Consider the following 16879-nt stretch of genomic DNA (forward strand, 5'->3'; position numbering starts at 1 on the left):
TCTAAAGATATTCCAAGAAAGTCCCTCTGATATGGTGGGACTTTTTCTTATATTTTGGTACAATGATATGGAATGATACGCCTCGCGTATGAAATACTGATACATGGAGAAAAAAATGACTGAACGTAGTATGTATGCTGGTCGTGTTCGTAGTGAACACATTGGATGTGAAATCACCCTTAAGGGTTGGGTAGGTCGCCGTCGTGACCTAGGTGGCTTGATTTTTATCGATTTGCGTGACCGTGAGGGGATCATGCAGTTAGTGATTAATCCTGAAGAAGTTTCAAGGGACGTGATGGCAACTGCTGAAAGCCTTCGTAATGAGTACGTTATCGAGGTTACAGGAACTGTTGAAGCGCGCCAGCAAGCCAATGACAATCTTGCGACTGGTGCTGTTGAGTTGAAAGTAAGTGCTTTGACGGTACTAAATACCGCTAAAACAACACCTTTTGAAATCAAAGATGGCGTTGATGTTTCTGATGATAATCGTCTGAAATACCGTTACTTGGATCTTCGTCGTCCAGAAATGTTGGAAAACTTCAAACTACGTGCTAAAGTAACGCACTCTATTCGTAACTACTTGGATGAGCTTGAATTTATCGACGTTGAAACACCAATGTTGACTAAGTCAACTCCAGAGGGAGCACGAGATTATCTTGTGCCATCTCGTGTCAGCCAAGGTCGTTTTTATGCCCTTCCACAAAGTCCGCAAATCACTAAACAGTTGCTCATGAATGCTGGCTTTGACCGCTATTACCAAATTGTTAAATGCTTCCGTGATGAAGACTTACGTGGTGATCGTCAACCTGAGTTTACACAGGTCGATTTAGAAACGTCCTTCCTCAATGAGCAAGAAATTCAAGATATCGTTGAAGGTATGATTGCTAAAGTCATGAAAGATACTAAAGGAATTGACGTTACCCTTCCTTTCCCACGTATGGCTTATGATGATGCCATGAACCATTATGGTTCTGATAAACCAGATACCCGTTTTGACATGTTGTTGCAAGACTTGACAGAAGTTGTCAAGGACATTGACTTCAAGGTTTTCTCAGAAGCTCCAGCTGTCAAAGCTATTGTTGTTAAAGGACATGCGGACAAGTATTCTCGTAAAGACATCGATAAGATGACTGAATTTGCCAAACAATTTGGTGCAAAGGGTCTTGCGTGGATTAAAGTGACAGAAGGTGTGATTGCTGGTCCAGTTGCTAAATTCCTGACAAATATTGAAGAAAAGTTGACAGATGCTTTACAACTTGAAGAAAATGACTTGGTGCTCTTTGTTGCTGATAAGCTTGAAGTCGCTAACGATACACTTGGTGCTTTACGTGGCCGAATCGCCAAAGAACTTGACATGATTGACAACTCTAAATTCAACTTCCTTTGGGTGGTTGACTGGCCAATGTTTGAATGGTCTGAAGAAGAAGGGCGCTACATGTCAGCCCATCACCCATTCACTTTGCCAACGCAAGCGTCAGCCCATGAACTTGAAGGTGAATTAGCCAATGTTCGCGCGGTTGCTTATGACATTGTTTTGAATGGTTATGAACTCGGTGGCGGTAGCCTCCGTATCAACCAAAAAGACATGCAAGAACGTATGCTTAAAGCACTCGGATTTACAGAAGAAGATGCCTATGAGCAATTTGGTTTCTTGTTAGAAGCTATGGATTATGGTTTCCCTCCACATGGTGGCTTGGCTATCGGTCTTGACCGCTTTGTAATGCTTTTGGCTGGTAAGGATAATATCCGTGAAGTGATTGCCTTTCCTAAAAATAATAAAGCAACTGACCCGATGACCCAGGCACCGAGTGTAGTTGCTGATAAGCAACTTGAAGAATTAGCTTTACAATTACAACATTTAAATGACTAAAAAAACGACTTTTCTTAAAAAAATAAGATACGAGATAAACGTTGTTGCCAAGCGATTTGGTTTGTGGCGTACTTTACGAAGTATTTCTAAAGAAAAATATGCAGAGAAGATTTCAGCTTCTCTGCTTTATGGTATTTTATCTAGTATCGCTGTGAATTTCTTTTTCCAGCCTGGGCGTGTCTATTCTAGTGGTGCAACGGGTTTGGCGCAGGTTATTTCCGCTTTGACAGAGAGAAGTTTTGGGCATGCAGCTCCGATTTCTTTGACCTTTTATGCGATCAATCTTCCCCTTTTGATTTTGGCTTGGTACACTATCGGACATAAGTTTACTGTTTTTACTTTCATCTCTGTCTCCATGAGTTCTTTCTTTATTTATCTTATGCCACAAGTGACCTTAACGACAGATCCCTTGATTAATGCCATTTTTGGTGGCTTATTCATGGGATTGGGTGTAGGTGTTGGACTTCGTTCTAGAATTTCCAGTGGTGGTACCGATATTGTTTCTTTGACGATTCGCCAAAAGACAGGACGCAATGTTGGGAGTATTTCCCTTATCGTCAATGGGGTGATTATGATTTTTGCCGGACTCCTTTTCGGTTGGCAATATGCTCTTTATTCCATGGTTACCATTTTTGTTTCTAGTCGTGTTACAGACGCTGTATATACTAAGCAAAAGAAAATGCAGGCCATGATTGTGACATCAAGACCTGATCGTGTAGTGGCTATGATTCATAAGAAATTGCACCGTGGAGTAACATCTATTAATGATGCTCAAGGTACCTATAAAAAGGAGGATAAGGCAGTTCTTTTGACTATTATAACTCGGGAAGAATATACTGACTTTAAACAACTTATGGCAAAAGCCGATCCGCGAGCTTTTGTCTCCATATCAGAAAATGTCCGAATTATTGGAAGATTTAATGATGATTAGAAAAGTCTGGAAATAGACTGTTCTAACCAGATTCCAGAATTGAAAGAGCGATGCTGTTAGGAGTTACCTGTTTTAAATCAGACTCGGTAATAGTAAAAACAAAGATATTTTAAAAGTTTTTAAATCAGGCTAAAATGGGACAGCATTCAGTGGTTTGTCTGATAAATATTTAGGTGAGTTTTCTCTATTTGAAGACTCTTAAATAGAATAGTAAAAGGAGCTTTTTGCTCTTTTGATAAGGATAAAATGTGACAATATGATTATCAAAAAGAGGTATCAATATGAAGTTTAGGTGGCATTTGTCAGATAGCCTTCATCTGATTTGGATTACGTTGGGTGTGGCGTTATATACATTTGGTTTTGTGAATTTCAACATGGCAAATCATCTTGCTGAAGGTGGAGTCGCAGGGATTACTCTGATTATACATGCTCTTTTTGGTGTAGATCCTGCTTTATCATCATTGCTCATTAACCTGCCCTTGTTTGTCTTAGGAGCTCATGTTTTTGGCAAGAAATCACTGCTATTAACCATTTATGGAACGGTGACCATGTCAATATTTATATGGATTTGGCAACGTGTTCCAATTGAGTTGGGATTGCAGGACGACATGATGTTGGTTGCGATTATAGCTGGTATTTTTGCAGGGACAGGTAGTGGGATTGTCTTTCGATATGGGGCTACGACTGGCGGAACAGACATTGTTGGTCGTGTTTTGGAAGAAAAGATGGGGATGAAGCTGGGGCAAACCTTACTTTTGATTGATGTGTTGGTTTTATCATCCTCCTTAGTTTATATCGATCTCAAACATATGCTTTATACCTTGATAGCCAGCTTTGTATTTAGTCAAGTTTTGACAGTTGTTCAAAATGGCGGTTACATGGTTCGTGGTATGTTGATTATCACTAAGGAATCAGACAAGGCTGCATCAGCTATTTTACAAGAAATCAATCGAGGGGTAACTTATTTGCAAGGTAAGGGTGCCTATACTGGACGTGGTTTTGATGTTCTTTATGTCGTTTTGAATCCTAATGAAGTTCGTGACGTCAAAGATATTTTGGTGGAACTAGATCCAGACGCTTTTATTTCTATTTTAAACATTGACGAAGTAGTGTCTTCGGATTTCAAAATTAGACGAAAAAATTATGATAAATAGTAAAAAAGAAGGTTGACAAAGCTGTCAACCTTCTTTTAAATGATATAAGGTTATCTAGCTTCCTTACTTGCATCATAGTCAACACCGATGATGGTAACATCGATATTGCCACGTGTTGCTTTAGAGTAAGGACATACTTCATGGGCTTTTTCACCGAGCTCTTTGGCTTCATCAGCTGATTTACCGTCAACAGAGACTTCTATTTCAACACCAATTTTAAAATCGGGTCCATCTGCTTTGAAAAGTTGTGTACGCTGAGTAATCATGGATTTAGATTTGATGCCTTCTAGTCCAAGGACAACTTCCAAAGCACCATTGAAACAAGCTGAGTAGCCAAGTGCAAACAATTGTTCAGGATTTGTACCATTGCCGTCACCACCCATTTCTTTAGGGCTTGAGATTGTGACTTGAAAACTACTGTTTTCAATATAGCTAACACCGCTACGTCCACCTGTATTGACAGCAGAAGTTTCATAGATTTTTTGATAATTTGACATATCAGTACCTCCTATTTCTGACCTCATTATAGCATTTTCATCATCAAAAGGCAGATGATGTGATTAGAGATTTGAGTAAATCTACAAAATCTTATACTAAAGGATAGAGTAGGTTGACATCCTTGTCAATGTCTTTCTTTTGATCTCGCATTTTTTTAATTATATATTACTAATTTATCTCCATACGATTAGTTTTATAAAAACACCCCAATGGTTAGATGTGATGTCTAACATTTGGGGTGCAGTCCATAAGACGTGATTTTTAGCTTATTACATTTCATTTGGTGCTTCAACGCCAAGGAGACGAAGGGCTTCTTTGAGGACAGTTGCGGTTGCGTATGAGAGAGCAAGACGACTGTCACGTTCTGGGTTTTCATCCAGGATGCGTGTGTGCGCGTAATATTTGTTAAAGCTTTGTGCTAAGTTGATAGCGAATTTTGCAATGATTGATGGCTCATAGTTATCAGACGCACGTCTGATAACGCGTGGGAAGTCTTGAATTAACTTGATAATTTCCCAGCTTTCGTTATCAGAGAGACTATAGCTAGCTTCTGTATCAGGTTTGAAATCTGCTTTACGCAAGATTGACTGAATACGAGCATGGGCGTATTGAACGTAAGGTCCTGTTTCACCCTCAAAAGAAACCATGGTATCAAGGTCAAAGTCATAACCATTCATACGGTCTGTTTTGAGATCGTAGAATTTGATAGCTCCAACACCAACAGCGTGTGCGACAGCTTCTTTATTTGGAAGGTTAGGATTTTTAGCATCTATTTGAGATTGCGCACGACTAACCGCTTCAGCGATAGTCGGCTCAAGAAGAATGACATTACCTTTACGAGTTGATAATTTCTTACCTTCTTTGGTAACAAGTCCAAATGCTACGTGGTGCATATCATCTGACCAGTCGTAATCCATTTCTTTCAAAACAGCTTTCAGTTGTTTGAAGTGGGCAGATTGTTCGTTTCCAACAACGTAGATAGATTGTGCAAAATCATAAGTACGTTTACGGTAAAGAGCCGCAGCTAAGTCACGTGTGATATAGAGTGTTGCACCGTCTGATTTTTTGATAAGAGCTGGGTGTTCAATACCGTATTTTTCAAGATTAACCACTCGGGCACCTTGTGATTCTTGAAGAAGCCCTTTTTCTTCAAGAAGCTCAACGACTTCGTCCATCTTGTCGTTGTAGAAGGCTTCACCATTGTAAGAATCAAAGTCAACATCAAGTTCTTTGTAAAGGCGGTTAAATTCTACCAGACTTTCGTCACGGAACCATTGCCATAGAGAAACAGCTTCTTCATCCCCAGCTTCCAATTTGCGGAACCATTCACGCGCTTCTTCATCAAGCGATGGATTGTCTTCTGCTTCAGCATTGATACGAACATAAAGTTTTAGAAGTTCAGCAATTGGGTTAGCTTCGACGGTAGCTTGGTCTCCCCATTTTTTGTAGGCAACAATGAGCATTCCGAACTGTTTACCCCAGTCGCCGAGGTGGTTAATACGAACAGGTTTGTAGCCTAATTTTTCAACGATATGAGCCAAACTATCAGCGATAACGGTTGAACGTAAGTGACCAATTGAGAATGGTTTAGCGATATTAGGACTAGACATGTCAAAGGCAACATTACGACCTTTCCCTAGGTTTTGGTCAGCGTAGTGGCTACCATGTTGGATAACATCGGCCAAAACCTCTTCTGAAACTTTTGATTTATCTAAGAAGAAGTTGATGTAAGGACCTACAGCCTGTACTTTTTCAAAAGAAGAAGCATTGATTTGTTCAGCGATTTCAGCTGCAATCATATTTGGTGCTTTACGCAAGACTTTCGCTAGTGAAAAAGCTGGAAAGGCAAGGTCTCCCATGCTAGCATTTTTAGGTTTTTCAAGTAAATTTTCAATAGCTTCTTGATCCAAATCTGTTAAGACTTTGGAGAGTTCTGAAGCAATCAATTGTTTATCTGTCATGATATCTCCTGTTCTTTTTTTTTCACAACTATTTTAACATATTTTTAGCTAAAACTTGGTAGTCTGGAGGAATTTATAGGAAATTTGATAAATGCTGAAAATAGCATTTTTTTTTGATATAATTTTAGTACGAGTTTGATATAGAGGATGTAACATGAGTAAAGTACAGCGACAAGAAGAAATAAAACGTCTTATTGAAACCCATCAAATAAGGACACAAGAAGAAATTAGGGCTTACCTTGAGGAAAAAGCTATCTTTGTGACTCAAGCAACCTTGTCACGCGATTTACGAGAAATTGGTTTGATAAAATTGCGTAGCGACGACGGTAAACTTTATTATAGTTTGACAGATCATGTCACAGGTCATTTTGGGAGTCAAATAGCTCCTTTGATAAACAAAATAGCTAAAGTACAATTTATGTTGGTGCTCAGTACCAATTTGTGGGAAGTAGACGTATTGGCTAATGCGATTGATAAAGAAAATCGAAAAGATATTTTAGGCACCGTTGCAGGAGCAGATACCCTCTTGGTTATCTGTCAAAATGAAGAGACTGCAGAAGCTATTTATCAAGACATTTCAGCACAATTGTAAAAGGATTTACTATGGTAAAAGAAAAAATTTCACCCGGCATGCAGCAGTATCTGGATATTAAGGCTGATTATCCAGATGCTTTTTTGCTATTTCGCATGGGTGACTTCTATGAATTATTCTATGAGGATGCGGTTAAGGCGGCTCAGATTTTAGAGATTAGCTTGACGAGTCGCAATAAGAATGCAGAGAACCCGATTCCGATGGCTGGTGTCCCTTATCATTCGGCTCAAGCCTATATCGATGTTTTGGTAGAAATGGGTTATAAGGTTGCCATTGCTGAGCAGATGGAGGATCCCAAGCAAGCTGTTGGTGTTGTTAAACGTGACGTAGTTCAGGTTATTACACCAGGGACGGCAGTTGACTCGAGTAAGCCAGAGAGTGGCAATAACTTTTTGGTGGCATTAGACTTTGACGGTAGTCAGTATGGGCTCTCCTATATGGACTTGGCAACTGGTGAATTTATGGTTACGCTGTTGACGGACTTTCTCACAGTCAAAAGTGAAATCCAGAATCTTAGGGCGAAAGAACTGGTTATTGGTTTTGAACTAACAGACGAGGATAAGGAAGTCTTTGTTAAGCAGATGAATTTGATTTTATCTTATGAAAATCAAGTTTTTGAAGACAGAGATTTGATTTCAGATGATTTGAATGCTCTGGAACAGGCTAGTGCTTCAAAGCTACTTTCTTATGTGCATCGGACTCAAATGAGAGAACTCAAGCATATTCAGACCTTGGTGCATTATGAGGTTAAGGATTACCTACAAATGACCTATGCTACTAAGTCTAGTTTGGATTTACTGGAGAATGCTCGCACTGGGAAAAAACATGGAAGTCTTTTTTGGCTCCTTGATGAGACCAAGACAGCTATGGGAATGCGTCTCTTGCGCCAATGGATTGACCGTCCGCTTATCCGTTTTGAAGACATTGAAGAACGCCAGGATATTATTCAAGCCTTTTTAGATGATTTTATCAATCGTAGTGATTTAACGGAAAGTCTAAAAGGGGTTTATGATATTGAGCGTTTGGCCAGCCGTGTGTCCTTTGGAAAGGCTTCTCCTAAGGATCTTTTACAATTAGGAAATACCTTGGCAAAGGTTCCAGTTATAAAAGGTGTTTTATCAGCTTTTGAAGTCGATATTATTGACAAGGTTGACAGTGAGATTGACAGCATTCCTGATTTAGAATCCTTGATTCGCTTAGCTATTGACCCAGATGCCCCTGCGACCATTTCAGAAGGTGGTATTATTCGAACTGGCTTTGATGAAACCTTGGACCACTATCGTAAGGTCATGAAAGAAGGACGAGCTTGGATTGCGGATATTGAAGCCAAGGAACGTCAAGCTTCTGGTATCTCTACTCTTAAAATCGATTATAATAAAAAGGATGGTTATTATTTCCATGTGACCAATTCTAATCTATCACTTGTACCTGATTATTTCTTTAGAAAAGCAACCTTGAAAAACTCTGAGCGCTTCGGAACAGCTGAATTAGCTAAGATTGAGGGGGATATGCTTGAGGCACGTGAGCAATCTGCCAATTTAGAATATGAGATTTTCATGCGTATCAGAGCGCGTGTGGAAACTTATATCGATCGTTTACAAACCTTGGCAAAAGTTTTAGCAAAGGTCGATGTCTTACAAAGTTTAGCAGTCGTGGCTGAAACCAATCACTATGTCAGGCCTGTGTTTAATGACCAACATCTTATTGAAATCGTTGAAGGACGACATGCGGTTGTTGAAAAAGTTATGGGAACTCAAGTTTACATTCCAAACAGCATCCACTTTGACCAAGAGACATGCATTCAGTTGATTACGGGCCCCAATATGAGTGGTAAATCAACCTACATGAGGCAGTTAGCCTTGTCAGTAGTTATGGCTCAGATGGGCGGTTATGTCGCAGCTAATAGCATTAACCTGCCGATTTTTGATGCTATTTTTACTCGTATTGGTGCTGCAGATGACCTGATTTCAGGGCAATCAACCTTTATGGTGGAAATGATGGAAGCTAATCAGGCTATTAAACGGGCGACTGTAGACTCTCTAATTCTCTTTGATGAATTGGGGCGTGGGACAGCGACATACGATGGAATGGCTTTGGCACAGTCTATTATTGAACATATTCATCACAAAATTAAGGCTAAAACCATGTTTGCTACGCATTATCATGAGTTGACAGACTTGTCAACAACATTGACAAGACTTGTCAATGTCCATGTTGCAACCTTAGAAGAGAAAGGTGAGGTAACCTTCCTTCATAAAATCTCGGAAGGTCCAGCTGACAAGTCTTACGGTGTTCATGTGGCTAAGATTGCTGGTTTACCGGCTTCTGTCCTAACAAGGGCTGATCATATCTTGCAAGATTTAGAGAGCCATTCGGTGACGTTAAAAACAGAGTCTCAATCTGAGTCTATGGCAAATCATCTTGTGGAAGAACCAGTAGGACAACTCTCTCTATTTTCGGATGAGAGTTACTCAGAATTAGCGGCTCGGCTTGAAGAAGTTGATGTTCTCAATCTGACACCAATTGAAGCTATGAATACCTTATTCGAATTAAAAAAACTACTATGATGGTCTTTAAAAAACCTCAAAAGAGGCTGGGCAAAAAGTCCAACCTTTCAATATAGAGTTCGTTTTAACATCCTAACGCAGTGGTTGCATGGCTGTTTCGTTCGCGCTTTACGCTCGGAGCTAGACCTAGAACCGTAGATAAAAGCTATGCTTTTTCTATCTGAAGCCTTAAAAGATCTAGGAGATCTTCTGAGCTATGCGGGGGTGGGAAAACGAACCCTTTTTAGTTAAAGGGGTTCTTTCCCACTCCCTTTTTAATGTCCAAGATGACTGCCTATTTGTGATATAATAGTTAGTAATGTAAAGCGAGGTCAGTATGAGTAGAATTATTGAATTACCAGAAATTTTAGCCAATCAGATTGCTGCTGGTGAGGTCATTGAACGACCTGCTAGTGTTGTCAAAGAGCTGGTGGAAAATGCTATTGATGCAGAAGCCAACCAAATTAGCATTGATATTGAAGAATCTGGCTTGCAAAAAATTATCATTACCGATAATGGCATCGGAATGAGTCGTGATGATTTAGAGTTGAGTTTACGTCGTCATGCTACCAGTAAAATCAAAAATCAGGCTGACTTATTTCGTATTAGAACGCTAGGGTTTCGTGGTGAGGCGTTACCTTCCATAGCCTCTATTTCCTATTTGACCATGGAAACTGCAAGCGAAGATGAGGCTAGCGGCACAGCCTTATTTGCCAAGGGTGGTCATATCGAGTCTATTGAGACGATTTCACGCCCTAGAGGGACTAAGATTTCGGTTGAAAATCTCTTTTACAATACACCTGCTCGTCTAAAATACCTAAAAAGTTTGCAGTCTGAGTTGGCGCATATTGTCGATATTATCAACCGATTGAGTTTGGCTCATCCTGATATTGCTTTCACCTTAACTAGTGATGGCCGTCAGGTTACTCAGACCGCTGGGACAGGGGATTTAAGACAAGCTATTGCGGGAATCTATGGGCTAAATACAGCCAAGAAAATGGTTGAGATTTCGACAGCTGATTTAGACTTTGAAGTTTCGGGCTATGTTAGTTTGCCTGAGTTAACACGTGCTAATCGTAATTATATTACGCTTTTAATCAATGGGCGCTACATCAAGAATTTCTTGTTAAACCGTGCTATCTTAGATGGCTATGGATCCAAGTTGATGGTAGGACGTTTTCCGATTGCTGTCGTTGATATTCAGATTGACCCTTACCTTGCTGATGTTAATGTCCACCCTACAAAGCAAGAAGTTCGCATTTCAAAAGAGCGTGAATTGATGACCTTGATTAGTACAGCCATTAAGGAATCGCTTAAAGAACAGGATTTAATTCCAGATGCTTTGGAGAATTTAGCTAAATCAGCTACTCGTAAAGCCGACAAACCTATTCAAACTAGCTTGTCATTGAAACAATCTAATATCTATTACGATGCTGATAAACAGGATTTTGTTGAAAGACCAAGTGTTTTAGAAGAGCCGGTTCCATTTGATAAAGCAGAAGCCGAAGAAGTTGACATCATTGTCAATCAAATTGACACATCTGACAATGACGTTGTCAAGCAAACACCTAATATCAAATTTGCAGAGCGAGACCAAAATCTTCTTGAAAATGAAGAACATGGTAGTCTTGATTTTCAAAATAAAACCAAAATTAATCGCTTAATTGAAAATTTGGAAAATGAAGAAACATCAACTTTCCCAGAATTAGATTACTTTGGTCAGATGCATGGGACCTATCTCTTTGCCCAAGGTAAGGGAGGTCTTTACATCATCGACCAGCATGCTGCTCAAGAACGGGTTAAGTATGAGTACTATCGTGATAAAATCGGTGATGTTGACAGTTCGTTACAACAACTTTTAGTACCTTACTTGTTTGAATTTTCCGCGGCTGACTTCTTGAATTTACAAGAGAAAATGCCCCTCCTAAATCAAGTCGGTATCTACCTTGAAGCCTATGGAGATAACACCTTTATCCTGCGTGAACATCCTATTTGGATGAAGGAAGAGGAGATTGAGTCTGGCGTCTATGAGATGTGTGATATGCTTTTACTGACGAACGATGTTTCTATTAAAAAGTATCGGGCTGAGCTTGCTATCATGATGTCTTGTAAACGGTCAATCAAGGCTAATCACATCATTGATGATTATTCAGCACGCAACTTGATTTACCAATTGTCCAAATGTCAGAATCCTTATAACTGTCCTCATGGACGTCCTGTTTTGATTAATTTTTCATCATCAGACATGGAAAAAATGTTCAGACGGATACAAGAAAATCATACTAGTTTAAGAGATTTAGGAAAATATTAAATAGGCCGAATGCCTATTAGGAGAATTCATGTACGATTATATTAAAGGAAACTTGACGAAAATCACCGCCAAGTTTATTGTGGTCGAAGTAGGTGGTTTGGGTTATATTATCTATGTTGCTAATCCCTACTCTTTTTCAGAGAGTGTAAATCAAGATGTCCAAATTTACCTGCATCATGTGGTTAGAGAAGATGCTCACCTCTTGTTTGGCTTCCACTCTGACGAGGAAAAAGACGTCTTTCTCAAACTCATTTCAGTATCAGGCATTGGTCCAATGACGGCTCTAGCCATCGTGGCTGTGGATGATAATGAAGGACTGGTTAATGCGATTGATAACAGCGACATCAAGTACCTTATGAAATTCCCTAAAATTGGGAAAAAGACAGCCCAGCAAATGATTCTTGATTTGGCTGGTAAATTTGTTGATGCCCCAATGGAAAATGGTAAGGCGCCTAAAACTAAGACTGTTGCAACTAATGAACAGTTGGATGAAGCTATGGAAGCTCTCTTGTCACTTGGTTACAAAGCTGGTGAACTCAAGAAAATCAAAGCCTTCTTTGAGGGAACTAATGAGACAGCAGAACAATACATTAAATCAGCTCTTAAAATGCTGATGAAATAATAAGAAGTAGAGCTGTAAAACGATGGAGGTTTCACATGAAACGTTGTTCTTGGGTTAAAGAATCAAACCCTCTCTATATCGCCTACCATGATCAAGAGTGGGGTAAGCCGCTTCATGAGGAGCAGGCTTTGTTTGAGTTGCTCTGCATGGAAACCTATCAGGCCGGTTTATCATGGGAAACTGTTCTCAATAAGCGTCAAGCTTTTTGCGATGTTTTCTATAGCTATGATATTGAGAAGGTAGCACAAATGACAGATGACGAACTGGATAAACTATTGGAGAATCCAGCCATCATTCGTCACCGTCTGAAATTGTATGCGACCAGAGCCAATGCACAAGCTTTTTTAAACATCCAAAAAGCTCACGGCTCGTTTGATCATTATATCTGGTCCTTTGTCAACGGAGTTACTAAAACTCATGACGTGCCAGATTATCGTCAAGCGCCAGCCAAAACCGAGTTATCAGAAAAAGTATCCAAAGCTCTCAAAAAAGCTGGTTTTAAGTTTGTTGGCCCCGTTGCTATCCAATCCTTTCTTCAGGCAGCTGGCTTAGTCAATGACCATGAGAATGATTGTGATTTTAAATAAGAGAGTCTAGACAAGAAGTCTAAAAATAGAAAACGGCATAGGATAATATCGTTAAAAGACCTTATTCTATGCCATTTTATATTGTTTAATGTTCAACAGAACGTTCAATATTGGAGTTTGTACTCATTTTAGAATATTAAATGCAGAAGAAGATAGACACCAAGAAAGCTCAAAATCATAGGAAGTAAGAGGTCTAGCACATGCCAAAACAACGTTTTAGAATGAGATGGTGCTTTGATCGGTTGAGTGATTTTACCTGCTAAAAAATCACTAATATCCTGATAGGTTTTTAACTGATAATCACTTTTGTAGCGGTCAACTTGAAAACTTTTATAAACCAACCAAGGACTAGAAATGATCAAATTAAGCAGAAGTCCATTCTCTCTGAAAAAATAAAAACTAAAAATTGATGAGATAACAAACCAGATTAATAGTAACGTAAACTCGGTGGATAATTGTTGAAAGTGTTGATGTGCTTTCATTGATAGACTCCTTTCAATTTTAGGTAGATCTTCTTTAAGCAATTCGTGAACAGAGATATTGAAATACTCAGAAATAGTCATGAGACTTTGTAAATCAGGATAAGAGTAACCGCGTTCCCAGTTGGAAACGGTTTGTCTGGTAACATAAACCTTGCTTGCTAGTTCTTCTTGAGTGAGATTCTGGCCAGTTCTTAACTGATAGATATGTTGACCAATTTTCATGATTTGCCCTCCTTTACTATGACTTTATTATAGTTATTTTGCTAGGTTAAAGCTAGCAAATCTTTTTAACATGTCGTAATTCAAAAGGTTAGTGACATGTTCATCTTTACAATATGTTGACAATTCTGTAAACCCATCAAAATTGAGGATTTTCAGAGATTAACTTGGATCATTAAGGACTGGGAATTCTTCTGTGCTATAGTAGGATGTGTGTCTACTTGGCAATGCTAAAAGTCATTGATGTTCTCAAATTTTTGGGAAGTGGTCTAGTAGTTTATCATAATGATTGACAATCCAGTGATTGAGCCTAAAAGAATACTTTTTAGCAATTTATGCTAAAATGTAAACAAGTTTTCGAATAGTAAAGTAGGTGGGTAAATGAAAGCAGAGTTAATTGCAGTCGGAACAGAAATTTTAACCGGACAAATCGTTAACACCAACGCCCAGTATTTGTCAGAAAAAATGGCAGAAATCGGTATTGATGTTTACTATCAAACAGCCGTTGGGGATAATGAGGAAAGACTCTTGTCAGTCATCGACATGGCTAGCAAACGCAGTGACTTAGTTGTTCTTTGTGGAGGCTTAGGTCCTACAGAGGATGACCTTACTAAGCAAACTTTATCTAAATATTTGGGGCGTAACCTAGTTTTTGATGAGAAAGCCAATCAGAAATTGGATCAATTCTTCGCTTCACGACCAAAATACAGCCGTACGGCGAATAATGAGCGTCAGGCTCAGATGGTGGAAGGGTCAACGCCTATTCAAAATATCACAGGACTCGCTGTCGGAGGTATCTTGACAGTTGATGGTGTGACTTATGTCGTTTTACCTGGTCCGCCAAGTGAGTTGAAACCTATGGTACAAGAAAGTTTGGTATCTCTCCTATCCACAAGTGGTGAACAGCTTTATTCCCGCGTTCTTCGCTTCTTTGGTATCGGTGAAAGCCAGTTGGTGACGGTCTTAGCAGAGATGATTGAAGAGCAGACAGACCCAACGCTTGCTCCTTATGCCAAGGTTGGTGAAGTGACCTTGAGGCTCTCAACCAAGGGTAAAAATCAACAAGCAGCTGATTTGAAGTTGGATGCACTAGAAGCGCAAATCTTAGCGACACCTGGTTTGGATAATGTGCCCCTAAAAGACCATCTATATGGCTATGGTGAGGGAAATTCTTTAGCTCAGGTGACGGTTGACTTGTTGAAGGCTTCTGGGAAGTCGATTACGGCAGCAGAAAGTTTGACAGCAGGGCTCTTTCAGTCGACTATTGCTGATTTCCAAGGGGCGTCTGAGATTTTTGAAGGTGGTTTTGTGACTTACAGCTTGGCACAAAAAGCTTCTATCTTGGGGATTTCTGAAGCTGACTTAAAGGTCCATGGTGTGGTGAGTGAGTTCACGGCTAGAGCGATGGCTGAGACTACACGTGAAAAGGTTGGAGCAGATTTAGCGATTTCTCTAACTGGTGTGGCAGGTCCTGATGAGCTTGAGGGTCAGCCAGTTGGTACAGTCTTTATAGGCTTAGCCAGTGAAGCGGGTGTCATGGTCAAAAAAGTTCATATCGGAGGTCGTAGTCGTTCAGACATTCGCTATATTGCTGTCTTGCATGCTTTAAATATGGTTCGACAAGCATTGCTAGCATGATTATATCCGCTTAATTTGGTATAATAGAAAGGCTGATACTTTGGTTGTTTCTGTGGATAAGTGTGAAAATAACCGGGTAACACTATTTTATAACCGATTGCAATGATGGCAGTTGGTTTAGTTAAGAATACAGGAGACTATTGTGGCTAAAAAACAAAAAAAATTAGATGATATTTCTAAAAAATTTGGTGAGGAGCGTCAAAAGGCGCTTGACGATGCTCTTAAAAATATCGAAAAGGATTTCGGTAAGGGAGCTATCATGAAGCTTGGTGAACGTGCTGAGCAGAAGGTTCAAGTGATGAGCTCAGGTTCATTGGCGCTTGATATTGCCCTTGGTGCGGGTGGTTACCCTAAAGGTCGTATCATTGAAATCTACGGTCCTGAGAGTTCTGGTAAAACGACAGTTGCACTCCATGCTGTTGCTCAAGCCCAAAAAGAAGGTGGGATTGCTGCCTTTATTGATGCTGAGCATGCTTTGGATCCCTTGTATGCTCAAGCGCTTGGTGTAAACATTGATGAATTACTCTTGTCTCAACCAGATTCTGGAGAGCAAGGTCTTGAAATCGCTGGTAAATTGATTGACTCTGGTGCAGTTGATTTGGTTGTTGTCGACTCGGTTGCGGCTCTTGTTCCTCGCGCTGAAATTGACGGTGATATCGGTGATAGTCACGTTGGTTTACAAGCACGTATGATGAGTCAAGCCATGCGTAAGTTGTCAGCTTCTATTAACAAAACCAAAACGATTGCAATTTTCATCAACCAATTGCGTGAAAAAGTTGGGGTCATGTTTGGTAATCCTGAAACAACCCCTGGTGGACGTGCCCTTAAATTCTACTCATCTGTTCGTTTGGATGTTCGTGGTAACACGCAAATCAAGGGAACTGGTGATAAGAAAGACCAGAACGTTGGTAAGGAAACTAAAATCAAGGTTGTTAAAAATAAGGTTGCACCACCGTTTAAAGAAGCATTTGTGGAAATAATGTATGGTGAAGGGATTTCACGTACTGGAGAATTAGTCAAGATTGCTAGCGATTTGGATATTATTCAAAAAGCTGGTGCTTGGTTCTCTTATAATGGTGAAAAGATTGGTCAAGGTTCTGAAAATGCTAAGAAATTCTTGGCAGAAAATCCAGCCATCTTTGACGAAATCGATCAAAAAGTGCGCGTGCATTTTGGAATGATTGAGGCGCCAGAAAGTGACGAACTACCAGCAGAAGATGTTAAATCAGTAGAGACGGACGAACTCGTCTTAGATCTTGATGGTGGTATTGAAATCGAGGAGTAAAAAAACAGTCCAGTGGACTGTTTTTTCACGAGCTGAGAAATAAGAACCTGTATTCACAAAGTTATAAAGCCCTTAAAAGACGATTAATGTGTGATAGTTTGACAAAAGCAACCTCTGACGATACCGATTTTTCCACATCCTTAGCCAATCTTCGAGAGTGGTTCAACCAAGCAAAAGTTCGCT

Annotated in this window: 13 protein-coding genes and 1 pseudogene; 10 read left to right on the top strand and 4 right to left on the bottom strand. The window is 39.8% G+C overall.

Annotated elements, in window-relative coordinates:
* Nucleotides 1-115 precede the first annotated feature (115 nt).
* The 3 genes from aspS (at nt 116) to ACMZ6U_RS05150 (ending at nt 3955) form a co-directional block, all read left to right on the top strand.
* The gene (gene aspS / locus ACMZ6U_RS05140) at nt 116-1870 is read left to right on the top strand and encodes an aspartate--tRNA ligase (RefSeq protein ID WP_416106843.1); all 1755 of its coding nucleotides are present in this window, start codon (nt 116-118) and stop codon (nt 1868-1870) included.
* Nucleotides 1863-2801 carry a YitT family protein gene (locus ACMZ6U_RS05145; protein WP_416106845.1) on the top strand — a complete coding sequence of 313 codons (939 nt, stop codon included), beginning with the start codon at nt 1863-1865 and terminating at the stop codon, nt 2799-2801. The genes aspS and ACMZ6U_RS05145 overlap by 8 nt, the downstream gene beginning before the upstream one ends.
* Nucleotides 2802-3082: 281 nt before the next feature.
* Nucleotides 3083-3955: a YitT family protein gene (locus tag ACMZ6U_RS05150; RefSeq protein WP_416106847.1), complete on the top strand. Its 873-nt coding sequence runs from the start codon at nt 3083-3085 to the stop codon at nt 3953-3955.
* A gap of 50 nt (nt 3956-4005) precedes the next feature.
* Here the strand turns inward: ACMZ6U_RS05150 and ACMZ6U_RS05155 are convergent, their stop codons facing one another.
* Both ACMZ6U_RS05155 and argS read right to left on the bottom strand, forming a co-directional pair.
* Nucleotides 4006-4452: an organic hydroperoxide resistance protein gene (locus ACMZ6U_RS05155; RefSeq protein ID WP_416106849.1), complete on the bottom strand. Its 447-nt coding sequence runs from the start codon at nt 4450-4452 to the stop codon at nt 4006-4008.
* A gap of 270 nt (nt 4453-4722) precedes the next feature.
* Nucleotides 4723-6414 carry an arginine--tRNA ligase gene (gene argS, locus ACMZ6U_RS05160; protein ID WP_416106851.1) on the bottom strand — a complete coding sequence of 564 codons (1692 nt, stop codon included), beginning with the start codon at nt 6412-6414 and terminating at the stop codon, nt 4723-4725.
* A 154-nt stretch (nt 6415-6568) separates the two neighbouring features.
* Between argS and argR the strand changes: the two genes are divergently transcribed.
* The 5 genes from argR to ACMZ6U_RS05185 all read left to right on the top strand — a co-directional run bounded on the left by argR (nt 6569) and on the right by ACMZ6U_RS05185 (nt 13072).
* The gene (gene argR, locus ACMZ6U_RS05165) at nt 6569-7006 is read left to right on the top strand and encodes an arginine repressor (protein WP_416106853.1); all 438 of its coding nucleotides are present in this window, start codon (nt 6569-6571) and stop codon (nt 7004-7006) included.
* An 11-nt stretch (nt 7007-7017) separates the two neighbouring features.
* Complete coding sequence (gene mutS / locus ACMZ6U_RS05170; protein ID WP_416106855.1) at nt 7018-9573, top strand: DNA mismatch repair protein MutS; 2556 nt, start codon at nt 7018-7020, stop codon at nt 9571-9573.
* A 316-nt stretch (nt 9574-9889) separates the two neighbouring features.
* Complete coding sequence (gene mutL / locus ACMZ6U_RS05175) at nt 9890-11863, top strand: DNA mismatch repair endonuclease MutL (RefSeq protein ID WP_416106857.1); 1974 nt, start codon at nt 9890-9892, stop codon at nt 11861-11863.
* Between the two features lie 28 nt (nt 11864-11891).
* The gene (gene ruvA, locus ACMZ6U_RS05180; protein ID WP_416106858.1) at nt 11892-12485 is read left to right on the top strand and encodes a Holliday junction branch migration protein RuvA; all 594 of its coding nucleotides are present in this window, start codon (nt 11892-11894) and stop codon (nt 12483-12485) included.
* Between the two features lie 35 nt (nt 12486-12520).
* Nucleotides 12521-13072, top strand: coding sequence for a DNA-3-methyladenine glycosylase I (locus ACMZ6U_RS05185; RefSeq protein WP_416106860.1), 552 nt, complete (start codon nt 12521-12523; stop codon nt 13070-13072).
* 128 nt (nt 13073-13200) lie between these two features.
* On the opposite strand, the gene ACMZ6U_RS05190 is transcribed toward ACMZ6U_RS05185, so the two are convergent.
* Nucleotides 13201-13776, bottom strand: coding sequence for a helix-turn-helix domain-containing protein (locus tag ACMZ6U_RS05190; protein ID WP_416106862.1), 576 nt, complete (start codon nt 13774-13776; stop codon nt 13201-13203).
* A 378-nt stretch (nt 13777-14154) separates the two neighbouring features.
* Between ACMZ6U_RS05190 and ACMZ6U_RS05195 the strand changes: the two genes are divergently transcribed.
* Nucleotides 14155-15411, top strand: a complete 1257-nt coding sequence (locus ACMZ6U_RS05195) for a competence/damage-inducible protein A (protein ID WP_416106864.1) — start codon at nt 14155-14157, stop codon at nt 15409-15411.
* Between the two features lie 142 nt (nt 15412-15553).
* Nucleotides 15554-16696, top strand: a complete 1143-nt coding sequence (gene recA, locus ACMZ6U_RS05200) for a recombinase RecA (RefSeq protein ID WP_416106866.1) — start codon at nt 15554-15556, stop codon at nt 16694-16696.
* Nucleotides 16697-16757: 61 nt separating this feature from the next.
* Here recA and ACMZ6U_RS05205 read toward each other — a convergent pair.
* Nucleotides 16758-16879, bottom strand: a pseudogene (locus ACMZ6U_RS05205) (IS5/IS1182 family transposase); the annotation flags it as partial.

The organism is Streptococcus pluranimalium, assembly GCF_047785745.1.
In the GTDB taxonomy this organism is placed as follows: domain Bacteria; phylum Bacillota; class Bacilli; order Lactobacillales; family Streptococcaceae; genus Streptococcus; species Streptococcus pluranimalium_B.